Raw genomic sequence first — 12640 nt, forward strand, 5'->3', positions numbered from 1 at the left:
TAACCGTGGAAAACACCCCACGTTTTGGAATCTTTTTTTATTTTTTCAGGAAGATGTCAGCTTTTGTGCTGGGAGAGCAGTAACAATAGGGCAGGCAGCGAGATATGCAGTATGTCCTTCAGCGTTTCCAGAGCCCGGGCATAGAGTTTATAGGCCGCTTTGACTGTTATGCCCATCACGGCAGAAATATCCTCATATTCCATTTCTTCGTAAAAACGCAGGTAGATGATCTCTTTCTGGCGGGGACTCATTTTTTCCAGCGCATTCAGCAGCTGCTGCGATTGCAAGCTGGCAGATTCTTTTTTAATATAGGCCGATTCGGCGGAGAAGGTCAGGCGGAAATCGTGATGCTGTTCATAAGGTACCACCTTACGGTTGCCTGCCTGTTTCAGTTTATTGTAAATGGCTCCCCGAAGGGCTATCAGCAGGTAACGGCGGGGATCATGGGCCGCCTGCAGGTTACGGCGGTTGGTCCAGAGTTTAATGAACAGGTCCTGGATACAGTCTTTTATCAGTTCCTCCTGCTGATGCAACCTCACCCCATATTCGTACAATACCGGGAAATAAAACCGGTAAAGGGCCGACAAAGCGTCTTTATCCCCTTCCAGGAAAAATTTCCACCATGTGACAGGTTCAGCAGCCAGGTCGTTCATCAGTTAAAATTACCATGATAGTATCGCATTTCGCCGGTCTCCGCTAGTGACGGGAGACGGATGGGGCTAATTTACGTAATGTGGGTTAAAGTTGGGGGAATATATAAAAAACAGGGATATATAACGCCAAAGCGGTAAAATGGTCGATACCTATGATTGTAACAAAAGGAGTCTATTATTGGAGTTTAGTAAGATCAAAGTACATTAACCTTGTCGTTTCATCAACATCTTCATTAAGAAGAAAAATGAAGTCATTTTTCTGGTAAAAAGCTAATTGTTTTTCTTTATTGTAGGCATCAAGTAGCAGCAATCTACAGGCTGGTTTATGATCTATGGTAATCCATCCCTTGATAAAGTCTAATATTTGATTCCCCAGCCCTAGCTTCTGAAAATTCAAACTTATACCAATTCTTCCAATTTTCACTGCAGGATATTGTCTAATTCGCTTAGGGTTAGGCAATGATATTTTTCTGTGAAGCTTATTCCAAATGTTATTTGTAAATCCTTTTTGTTCCCCCAAATCATTCAGACAATCATTGGAAATCGTAAAATAGGACACTATTTCCCTATTCTCTGAGAGAAAGAGATACGTATTCCCCATTTTTTGATCCTGATAGTTTGAAGCATCATTGTGGAGGAAAGCATTAATATCCTCGTCTCCACAATTAAATGTAGAAAGATCTACTTCAGGGGTTAAAGCAACAAAACTGTAGTCGGAAAGTTCTGGCAATTTTATTTCGGGAGGTTACTGTTTGACAATACTTTATTAACCAAAGAATAAATCTTATTCTTGGTTTCTTCTGAAAGCTTTTTGTTCTTCTGAGCATTTAAAGTCTCATTGAACTTTCTGGAAGCTTCATTTTTTAAAGTAGGTGTTATTTTTATTGGCATTGCCATATTTGCAATATTATGTAATTATTTTTGTTTTTGAATATCGAATCCATATCTATATACATTTGCCTTATTTACTGGCATTTACGCATATATGACATTATCCTTATTTTTAACCAGGGTATAGCGCGATAATATTTGATTTGATATATTACTGCTCGTATAATAAACAAATTAGTGTAACAAAAGTGGTATACAAATGTAAAAAAATATGCTTCGCTTAGTATTTTCTATCTCTATCAATAAGAACAATGCCTTACAAACAAATTGGACGTTCTGCTCTTCAAACAATCTTCCAGCATATTACAATACGGTTTTCCAGATAAAACTTCTCACCGCCGCTACCACCACCATCCCCGCTCCTGCCAGTAATCCCCAGGCGGCCAGCCACAATCCCCACGGATACACTACGCCAGGCATTTTAAACACACCCGGCATCCCCTGTATCAGCAGCATTATCTCATTCAACGCCAGGGCAACAATAAACACCAGTATTCCCAGCCCGGCCAATACTTTCAGGGAAGTAAAATAACCGGCATATAACAGTTGTGCAAAGAGATACAATGTCACAAATCCCAGCATGACCAAATGCAGGTACATCATAATCATCGGTCGGTTTACAAAAACAGCGTTGCCAATAACCGGGAAAATAGTCGTCAGTTGGGCGAGGGTTTTTAAAGCAAAAGCGATGAGTGCCAGTGCGCCGATACGTTGTGCAAAAGGGTTTACACGATATAACTCCGGTTTAACGGAACGAAGCATTTCCGCAAAACGGGCCAGTACCAGTAGCAGCAAAGCGCTGCCTGTACCGGCTATCACCCGGATCATCACCGGCGACGGATGCCACAGGTAAGACAGAAACAAGGTCGGTAGTACCGCCGCACATAACGCCACCGCAAAACGGTAACGGATCTTTTCCGCGGTGGCCGGTCCCAGGTGGTGACAGAACAAGGCGAACACGCCGAGTGTAAAAAATCCGTTGTATTGCAGGTGCAGGTACGTATATACGGCATCGTGATACCACACGGTATCCTGCTGATGCGTGGCCATCATATAAGCCAGGGAAAAAGGCCCTGCCGCCGATAACGCCAGCGACGCCATCGCGCCTCCTGCCAGCAATGTGACAGACCGCTCCGTTCCCGCTTTCAGCAGGTCGCGGATAAATACCCATTCAAACACCCAGGTACAAACGATAAATAAGGTGGAAAAGATAATAGAGAAAAGCGCATAGCCCTGAAACGGGAAACTCAGCAACATTCCTACGGAGGTGATAAATACCCCCGCCAGCAAACGTGGATAAATCCGTTTGTTACTGCTGCCGGGTGGCAGTAGCCGGTAGGTCAGCAAGGTAAATAAACAAAGGGTGATCCATCCGCCGAAGGCGAAATGTGAGTGCGCATATAACCAGTTTCCAAAATGGATACCCGGTAAAGGGAAAAGCTGCGTTGTCCGCAATAATAATCCCAACAGGGCTACCACCATCAGGTTAACCAGCGCGATGGTCACCCATCTCCGCTCTGTTGCTCCGGTATTTGCACGCTTCATAGGCCAGCTTTTTTTGCCGGTGCTAAGTTACTATAAAGACAAAAATATCTTTTATAAAATAAAAAATTTGGCCGGTTTTTATAACCGGCCAAAACAAGGTATTAATGACCTGCGCCTAACAGCCGCTCCAGATGGGTATCCAGGGCTTCGTTGCTGCTTTCACTGTTGCCCACTAATTTGGCTACGATCTTTCCCTCCCGGTCAATCAGTATTTTGGTAGGATAGGCCTGTACATCATAGGCGTTTAATATGCCTTTGTCCTTTTCGGTACTGGCCACGGCGTTGAGCACATTGGGCCAGGTCATCTGGTCTTTGTCCATCGCCTGGGTCCATTTTTCCTTCCAGGTCGCCGGCTCTCCCCTTTCGTTGGATACGCCCAGTATCTCGAACCCGGCATCTTTATAACGGGCATATAAGGCCCGCAGGTGCGGGTGGCTCATGCGGCAGGGATAACACCAGCTGCCCCAGAAATCGAGGAGTACCACTTTTCCCTTCAGCGATGCCAGCGTAATGGTGCTGTCGTTGCGGTCTTTCAATACTACCGGCGGCGCAGGCTGACCAGGACTGATTTCCCGCGCTTTGGCCAGTCGCTTGCCGAAGGCTACCCCTTCGGGAGATGTTTTCAGGGAGGGCAACATACCGTCGTACAACGGGCCAATCACCGCAGGATCTATTTTAGTACGGGTATATTCCTTCAACAGTTTGAGCATAATCCCGGTACGAGGGTGCTGCTGCATGAATTGTAACTTGACGGCTTCCTGTTCAGCATCGCTTTTGGCAGAGAGGCGGCTCACTTCAGCTATGAGTACACTATCCTTAGCACTGTAAGCGGCATCCCGTTTAGGCTTCAGTACTTTTTCATCACGTTCGTAGATCTTTCTCCATGCTGCTTTCATTGCCTGCCGGTCTGTTTCCGCAGCACCGCCGGTAATCCTGGTATCCCACAACTCTTTTGCTGAGATAGCTACCATATTGCCGGCATCCAGGAAGAATGTATGCTCATAAGGCTTCAGCAGGCGTGTCTGTTTGTAATACGCTTCCTTCTCCTCACTTACTTTCAGGGACAGCGTTGCTTCTGCCGGGTATTCCACGTTACCGCTGAAATAATAATCCCCTTGTTGTAAGCGGCAACTATCTACAATAGTTTCGCCCCGCAGTTCATAACGCAGATAGATATACGGATTCACCGCCAGCGTATTTTGGGCCAGCTTTCCTTTGAGTGTAAACGTCTGCGCCTGTACGAAAAAATTACACAGGCTCATGGCCGTGATACTGAACAGGATTTTTTTAGTCATGGTTTATGATTATTATTCAGCATTACGCGGCATATCCGGGTTGAACTGCAATACAACGGATGGGATCTGTAAAACATACCGTGCGCCGTGTGGCGGTAAAGTAGTGATTACATTAGTACCGGCGCCATAGCGGGTGACTGCCGGCATTTTATTTTCTGCATCGAGACGGCGCATATCAAACCAGCGAAGCCCCCTGAAGGCCAGCTCCAACTGACGTTCGCGAAATACGTAACCCAGTACATCTTCTTTATTGGTAGAAGTCAGCGGCTGGTACACCTCTTTTTTAATACGGCATTTGCGGATATCGTTTACCTGTGTCAGCGCCTCCTCCAGCTTGCCGCTGCGGGCGGCGGCCTCCGCGATGATCAGCTTCATTTCTTCCACACCGGTACCAAAATTGGTAGTGGCGCCGGACGGGTTGAAATTAGCCACACCCCGCTGCGGATAGGTATAGTCGCCGGTTTTCTCATAGAACAACTTCAACCGCAGATCATTCACATCAAACATCTTCAGCATGGTAATGGTAGGATACTCTCTAAAGGAAGCGTTGGTAGAATAACGCGCATACAGGTCAAAAGGCCGGACTGCCATAGCAGGAATGGCCGCTTTGCTGGCAATTGTGTTATAATCCAGGATGGCGGGTGGTTTATCACCTAACGCCAACCTGGCATTTTGGGCAGCCTCCTCATAACGGCCCGTATACAGACAGGCACGAGCCAGCACACTGTATGCTGCAGGCACAGCTCCCCGGAAACGGTTGCCGGCGTTGTTGGCAGGCAGGTCAGGGATAGCGGCTTTGATATCGTTGAAAATATGATCATAGATTTCTTCCACCGTACTGCGAGGGGGTGTTTTATCTGCGATATCTATAGACGTCATAAACGGTACCGCCAGGTCCTGGCTGGCTGTAGCAGCATTATACGGTTTCGCATACAGGTTTACCAGATAGAGATATTCAAATGCCCTTCCCAATAACGCCTCCGCACGGATACGGCGTTTATCCTGCTCTGTACCATTACCGGCAGCGTCAATACCTTGTAATACTGCGTTAAAACGATAAATATTGCCGTAATGTTTTCCCCAGAACAACGGAGGCGTCTTGGTATCCGTAGTGAACTGTAAAGCCCAGAGATAAGCCAGATCTTCCGGTTTTTCCGGTACTGCGGGTATCGCCGGTATATCCACTTCGTCAGACATTACATTCAGTTCACGCGCCCCACTGGAGGTCAGGTCCTGACTATTCAGGAACAGGTCGTAATCGCTTACATTAGTGAGGATGATTTTGCCTTTAGGCGCTACATCCAGGTATTTTTGACAGGAAGCGGCCGTGGTAAGCAGTACAGCCAATCCGTATATCTTCCATTTGTTGTACATATGTTATTGTTGATACATTAGAAATTGGTGAATACGCCGATGGTATAGGTAGGTACCAGGTGTCTTCTCGCAAAGCTACCAGTAGCCAAACTGTAGTTAAATTTGTTGAACCCTATGGTAGCGATATTGGAGGCCTGCAGTTTGACTTCAAAGTTGGTGAAGCCCATCCGCCTGATAGCCGGTGTATTCCGGAAGTTGTACGACACGGTTACATCGCGCAGCACCAGGTAAGCTCCATTTACTACCCATCGGTCAGCATAGTTATACACGTAGGTATGATACAAATTCATCAGCCAATAAGGATAAAGTCCCATTACATCGGTGGCGGTCTCATCCCCCTTCTGGCGGAAGTAGCTCTCAGAACCAGCCAACGGGCGGCTGGCCGACGGTGATGGCGGAGGTGTTCTGGTGCTGAAACCACCGTAATAATCTACCATACAATACACATAGAAGTTACCAATGTCTATACGGTTGCTGATACCGGCGGTGATGGTCGGAATACCGGCGCCGTTATATACCAGGTCACTGAACCCTTCATCTGCTGCACTAAAACCCGGCGTCTTGATTTTTCCGGCAGCATTGTACATCAGGGGCAACCCGGCAGTATCCAGTCCGGCATAACGGTAGCTGAAAATTCCCCCGGCAGGATATCCCACCACATAGTTTCCATTAGAACCTAAATAGGAAGTGGAAGCTTTCTGGTTATTGATATAAAGGCTCAATACCTTGTTGGTGTTATGTGCCAGCGCGATCCCTGTATTCCAGTTGAACCGCCGGCGGCTGATCCAGTCTGCATGCAGATTTAATTCTACACCCTGATTTCGTATAGACGCTGCATTTAGTTTGGCGCTGCTGGCGCCTTTGGTAGGGTCCAGCTGTGCATCTGCCAGCAGATCGGTACTCTTGCGCTGGTAATAATCCAGGCTACCATATACGCGGCCTATTACCCTGAAGTCTAATCCTGCATTCAGGTTATCGGTCTGCTCCCAGCGAAGGGCGGCATTCTCCATAGACAACATGTTCAGCGCGGTAGATACCGGTGATGTACGCAGGTTGTTCACGTACTGCGCTACAATCAACGGAATGCTGGCCTTGGAAGTGTTGCCATTGATTCCATAGGCTACCCGTAATTTTAATGCGTCCAGCCATGTAAGTCCCTGCATAAAGGCTTCCTGGTCCAGATTCCAGGCGCCACCTGCCGACCAGAGCGGTTTATAACGGTAGCGAGGATCGGTACCAAAAAGGTTGGACTGATCTATTCTCAGGCTACCGGACAAGGAATACTTCCCGCGGAAAGTATATATGCCATTAAAATACCCCGACACATAACGATCATCCTGGTACGTTTTTCCAAAGAGTTTGTTAAACGACAACATGGGATTGGCGGCCGCAAAAGCCGATATCCAGGAGGAAGTAAGGATTTTGTTGTAATCAACCGGTGACTGTAACAAGGTTTGATCATTATAGCCAAAGGTGGAGCTGATGGAAGATTCACTGACCACTTTGCGGGTTTCCGCACCCAGTATCAGGTTAAGGGAATGCTGATCATGAATGATTTTGTTATAGTCCAGTTGCGCTCTCAATGTGTAACTCATGCTGTTCAGGTTGTTCTGATTGATATAACCACCTTTGGGCACATTAAACAGGATACCTGTAGCAGTTTGTTCTGCATATTGATTTACGTACTGGCGAGCTTCAGTAGACTTCTCACTGGCGTAGTGCTTCAGATCTGAGCGGGAATTTTCATAAATACCGCCAAAACGCAAACTAAAGCCATGGCCTATACGATAATTAAAATTGGCGATCACTTTATTGTTCACTGTCCTGTTCCGGTCCTTTACTTCATTCATATTAACCAGCGGATAGTTCATATTATCATACAGTCCTTTTTTAATGAGGGTATCATTAAATGCCGGATTCATAAATGATCCGCCAAAGATAGCGGCTGGTTTGCCGGATGCATCCTGGAAACGTTCGTAGGGATACAGGCTCATAAAATCCGGTACCGGCGCCACCTGTCCTTTGGTTTCGAGGTAGTCGGTGGTCAGTTCCAGGGAGAGACGTTTATTAAACCGGTAATTGGCACGCGCAGAGAGTAGGAAGCGGTTATCATTATTGTTTTTCTGCGTATAGCGGTTACCGGTATAGTTGGCGGATACATAATAAGTCGCTTGTTGCGTACCACCGGAAATATTCAGGTCATATTGCTGGTTTACGGCTGAACGAAGAAACAGGCGGCTATAGTCAGCCGCATTGTTATAGGACGCCAGTTGAGCGTAACGATCTTCCAGTTGGGCCTGGGTAATGTTACCGGCCTTTTTATCCAACAGAATATCATATCCGGGCTGATAATTGCGATAGGAATTGACATAGTAACTCCAATCTACCGGAAGGTCATCGCCGTCTTTGTTGAAGTCTCGCTGATAACGCAGCGGAACATCACCGGGCGCCAGGCGGTAAGTGCTATAGTTCTCTTTCGGCGTAATACCCAGGGTACTGCGGAACGCAAATTTAGTACGGCCTATCTCCGCCTGTTTCCGCTCAATGATGATCACACCATTGGAAGCACGCACCCCGTAGATAGTCGCGGAGGCAGCGTCTTTCAGCACGGTCACGGATTTGATTTCATTGGGATTGATCGCATCCAGTGTAAGTTCGGTAGGATAACCATCTACCACGATCAGGGGCTGTTTGTTGGCCGAGATAGTAGACAATCCCCTGATCTGGAACAGTGCGTTGTCTTCAAACTTGATGTCTTTGTTGATGAGCACACCAGGCAGTTTGTTCTGGATACCGGACAAAAAATCGGTGCTGATGCGGGACTCATAATCTTTCGTCGTGATAGCCGCAATAGAACCGGTACTTTGTTCCGGGCGGATACGCTGGTATGCCGTGCTTACTTCCACCACGCCGAGGCTGTGGCGGCCGAATTTCAGCACTACTTCAGACATAGCGGCCAGGTCTGCCGCTACAAAAGTACGCGGTTCATACCCTACGCAGGAAATACGCACCGTTGCCTTGGCTGCTACGTTGGCCAGGAAATAGGCGCCGCTGTTGGTGGTCATCATCCCGGTGGTGCCTACTGCTACTGTCACATACGGCAAAGGTGTTCCCTGGTCGTTTTTCACGACACCTTTTAACTGCACGGCAGGTTCCTGCTGTCGGTTGGCCGGCGCCGGTTTACGGAATACCGCAACGGCGTTGGGCAGTGCTTTGCAGGCCAGGTTAGTTTCCTGCAACAGCTGTCCCAGCGCATCACCCAGCGATTTGTTGGTACAGTGTATGGACATGTCTTTCCAGGCTGCCACTTCATCGGCAGGAAAAGAAATTTTACATCCGGCCTGTTTACCAGCTTCTGTCAGTATTACCGACAGTGGTTGGTGGTCCAGCGACAGGCTGATGGTTTTCTGTAAGATCTGGGCATACCCCAGGTGTACATGCATGGCAAATAAAAGCAACAGGCATACTCTCCTCATGGTAATAAGGCTTGGTTGATTTTTGAATTCCGTAATACGGATGATTATAGCGTTGTGATGGTTACAGTATTACCTGCAACAGAATAGGCATATCCAAGGGTAGTACAAACGATGTCTAAAATATCGTTCAGTGATTCGGTCCCATAAAAGGCATCGGTAATGGTAACCCGTTTCTCTTTGCTGACCTGCGCGTCGAAGGTGAAATGTACCTGGTAGCGGGCGGACAGCCGTTGGCATATCATTTCCAGGCTTGTTTCATTAAATAGCAGGTCTTTCGCCATCCATGCTACCTGGGGCGTGACATTCTCCAGGGTAGCCGGTACCGGTGGCTGATGTTCGCGGCAAACGAGTTCCTGGTTTTTAGTCAGTACCGCCATGATTTTGTTTTCCCGCTCTACCCTTACTTTTCCGCTGGTGACTGTAATGGTGACCTGTCGTTTACTACGTGTGTTAATGTTGAAAGCGGTGCCCAACACATACGTGTACACGTCGGCAGACCGTACTACAAAAGGATGGCGGGCATTGTGCCTGACTTCAAAATAAGCCTCGCCCTGTAAGGTAACGAGGCGGTCCGCCTCCTTAAAAGAGGATGACAACGACAGCGTACTGCCGGCACGTAACAGCACCACCGAGCTATCGGGCAGCACGAGGTGACGGTCGTAATTAACCGCCTGGTCCGAAGCCGGTGCGGGAGCAACCCGTGCAGTAATAACGGCAGCTGCCGGCGGAGTGGTATTGGCTACAGGCAATGGATAAAAGTGCCGGGCTGCCAGGGCGGATACCACGATGATAGCCGCTGCGGCAGCTACCCGTTTCCAGATCCGGCCCTGGCGGGTGACAGGTTTCAGAACGGCGCGTTGCTGAAATGCGGTATAGTGCTCCCGCAAGTACTCCTCATCATTTACATCCCAGGAAGGCGATTCAGAGGCGCCGCCCAGCCGATCATACCATTGCTGCAAAGCCTCCAGTTCAGCATCGCTGCACTGGCCGGTATGATATTTTTCCAGTAATTGATGAAGCTTTTCCTGTTCCATATACTGTTTGACGCGCCTCCGGCACGTTACCGTTACACCGGAAATAAATATTTTTTATGCTAATAAATATCCTTTACAGATAGATGACGTACGTCGACAGCCTGACCGTTACTCCCACCGGATATTTTTTTTCGATAGGTGGATTTTTTACAAAAGATTATATCTTTATCCCTGCCACACGTTGATGCTTTGATTTGAATTATACCGGAACACATAGGGACGACCAATCATTATTATCGCTCTGGAAGAGCGGTGATGAAACGGCTTTTGCCTGCCTGTACCGCCGGTATTTCCCTCTGCTGGTAACAACAGCCTATCAGAAAACGAAAGACCGCTACCTGGCGGAAGAACTGGCACAGGAAAGCCTGCTGGCTTTCTACTATAAAAAGGAATACCAGCTGGACAACGTAGCGGCTTATCTGCAGGTAATATTGCGGCATAAAACCTACGATCATTTCCGTAAGGTACTGGTACGGGAGCAACATACCACACAGGCAGCCCGGCAACAACCCGCCACCGTGGAAGATACCACCCAGCAACTTTACCGGACCGATCTGCTCAAAGCCTTGCAACAAAAAGTACAGGCACTGCCCGATCAGTGCCGGACGGTATTCCTGCTGAGCCGCGACCAACATATGTCCAACCACGAAATAGCGCATACCCTGGGCATTTCCGTCAACACGGTGGAACAACATATGCGTAAGGCCCTGAAACGCTTAAGGGAAGGTATCCTGCTCATATTGCTGATTTCGCTATACAAATAAAATTTTGTCGGATTCTCCCACCCTGAATGTCTCAATTGCCCCATCACTAATCAATACAATCATTGTATTTTTGGTATTCGAGAATTGTATCACTTAAAAAACTGTAATCCCATGGCATCATCATTGAATCCTTATCTGAACTTCTCCGGCAAGTGTGAAGAAGCCTTCAACTTTTACAAATCTGTTTTTGGCGGTGAATTCGCTACTGTCATGCGTTTTCAGGACATGCCAGCTGAATATGCCCCGGCTGAAAATGAAAAAAATCTGATTATGCACGTAGCCCTGCCCATCGGCAACGGCTCCATGCTGATGGGTAGCGACACCCCGGCACACATGGGTACTGTCACCAACGGCAATAACTTCTCCATTGCCATATCAGCAGACAGCCAGGCAGATGCCGATAAGCTGTACCAGGGGCTTTCCGCCGGCGGACAAGCTACCATGCCAATGGCCAACGCATTCTGGGGTTCTTATTTTGGTATGCTGAATGATAAATTTGGCGTGGGCTGGATGATCAGCTATGATAAAGCCAGATAACAGGGAACCGAAATTAAAAAGGCCTGCTCCGGCGATGGAGCAGGCCTTTTTAATCTTTTCAGGAAGATAATAGCCGGGTATCAGAATCCCCATTTTTTCATCGCCGCCAGGTCCTGTTTCGCTGATTCCAGCGGAGTGAGCGACTGATACGATTCCTGTTCCACAATAAAGTATTTGGTACCACCGGATTTACGGCCCAGATCCAGCACCTCTTTTACCGGGATGATACCTTTCCCCAATACGGTACTTTCATACACGCTGCCCATCTCTCCTTTACCAGCGGCTTTGATCTCATCTTTCACGTGCATCAGTTCAAAACGGCCGGGGTACTTGCGCATAATATCCAGCGCTACGCCTCCGGCATGATACATATTGCCGATATCCAGCTGCTGGGCTACCAGGGCCGGATCTGTATTTTCCAGGATCAGGTCAAACAGCTTCTTACCATTCAGTTCCGTACTGAATTCAAAATCGTGGTTGTGATAACCGAACTTCATGCCCGATTTCCGGCACAGTTCCCCACATTTATTGAAAACGTCCATATAGGCCTTAAAATCATCGTAGTTTTTACGGAGACTGTCATCCAGCCAGGGGCTGACAACAAAACGTTGCCCTACGGTGGCAGCATCTTCCACGGTCAGTTTCCATACATCCGTAAAATCTTTACGGGCGGCGTCCCAATGGGCAGGTCCCAGCACAGTATGTCCGCTGGGCATGGTCAGATTCAGGTCTGCCAGCACCTTTTTGAATTCCGTAGGTGCATACCCGTAAAATTTGCGGTTCACATAGTTGGCATGTTCTACATGGCGATACCCCATGGAGGACAACTGTTTGAGGGTGCCTAAAGGGTCTTTTTTCATATCCTCGCGGACAGAATACAGCTGTATGCCCGTTATTTCTTTTTTAGCGCCCGCTGCCAGCAGTGGCCGGGATAAAAGGGTAGCACCTGCCAGTGCCAGGCTGCCTTGCCGCAGGAAATTCCTTCTGGAGATATTCATTTTCAATGTCGTTATGACGTGGAAATAAAAAGGATGTCCTGCTCAAAATAATCAATTCGTTTAAATTTTTATA

The 12640-nt window shown here is 47.7% G+C and carries 10 protein-coding genes; 2 read left to right on the forward strand and 8 right to left on the reverse strand.

Annotated features, from left to right (window positions below):
* Positions 1–56: 56 nt before the first annotated feature.
* The 7 genes from ICL07_RS16960 to ICL07_RS16990 form a co-directional block, all read right to left on the reverse strand.
* Positions 57–653, reverse strand: a complete 597-nt coding sequence (locus ICL07_RS16960) for an RNA polymerase sigma factor (RefSeq protein WP_188089213.1) — start codon at positions 651–653, stop codon at positions 57–59.
* A 175-nt stretch (positions 654–828) separates the two neighbouring features.
* On the reverse strand, positions 829–1383 hold the full coding sequence (locus tag ICL07_RS16965) for a GNAT family N-acetyltransferase (protein WP_188089214.1): 555 nt from the start codon (positions 1381–1383) through the stop codon (positions 829–831).
* A 464-nt stretch (positions 1384–1847) separates the two neighbouring features.
* On the reverse strand, positions 1848–3089 hold the full coding sequence (locus tag ICL07_RS16970) for a hypothetical protein (protein WP_188089215.1): 1242 nt from the start codon (positions 3087–3089) through the stop codon (positions 1848–1850).
* Positions 3090–3190: 101 nt separating this feature from the next.
* Positions 3191–4384 (reverse strand): TlpA disulfide reductase family protein, encoded by a 1194-nt coding sequence (locus ICL07_RS16975; RefSeq protein WP_188089216.1) that lies wholly within the window; start codon positions 4382–4384, stop codon positions 3191–3193.
* Between the two features lie 12 nt (positions 4385–4396).
* Positions 4397–5758, reverse strand: coding sequence for a RagB/SusD family nutrient uptake outer membrane protein (locus tag ICL07_RS16980; protein ID WP_188089217.1), 1362 nt, complete (start codon positions 5756–5758; stop codon positions 4397–4399).
* Between the two features lie 17 nt (positions 5759–5775).
* Positions 5776–9234 (reverse strand): SusC/RagA family TonB-linked outer membrane protein, encoded by a 3459-nt coding sequence (locus ICL07_RS16985; RefSeq protein WP_188089218.1) that lies wholly within the window; start codon positions 9232–9234, stop codon positions 5776–5778.
* A 44-nt stretch (positions 9235–9278) separates the two neighbouring features.
* On the reverse strand, positions 9279–10268 hold the full coding sequence (locus tag ICL07_RS16990; RefSeq protein WP_188089219.1) for a FecR family protein: 990 nt from the start codon (positions 10266–10268) through the stop codon (positions 9279–9281).
* A gap of 194 nt (positions 10269–10462) precedes the next feature.
* Here ICL07_RS16990 and ICL07_RS16995 point away from each other — a divergent pair, with 194 nt between their 5' ends.
* Both ICL07_RS16995 and ICL07_RS17000 read left to right on the forward strand, forming a co-directional pair.
* Positions 10463–11032: an RNA polymerase sigma factor gene (locus tag ICL07_RS16995; protein ID WP_188089220.1), complete on the forward strand. Its 570-nt coding sequence runs from the start codon at positions 10463–10465 to the stop codon at positions 11030–11032.
* A gap of 111 nt (positions 11033–11143) precedes the next feature.
* On the forward strand, positions 11144–11569 hold the full coding sequence (locus tag ICL07_RS17000; RefSeq protein WP_188089221.1) for a VOC family protein: 426 nt from the start codon (positions 11144–11146) through the stop codon (positions 11567–11569).
* A gap of 80 nt (positions 11570–11649) precedes the next feature.
* Here ICL07_RS17000 and ICL07_RS17005 read toward each other — a convergent pair whose 3' ends face one another.
* Positions 11650–12567, reverse strand: a complete 918-nt coding sequence (locus tag ICL07_RS17005; protein ID WP_188089222.1) for a sugar phosphate isomerase/epimerase family protein — start codon at positions 12565–12567, stop codon at positions 11650–11652.
* Positions 12568–12640 lie beyond the last annotated feature (73 nt).

The sequence above is a fragment of the Chitinophaga qingshengii genome, assembly GCF_014529935.1.
GTDB classification, from domain to species: domain Bacteria; phylum Bacteroidota; class Bacteroidia; order Chitinophagales; family Chitinophagaceae; genus Chitinophaga; species Chitinophaga qingshengii.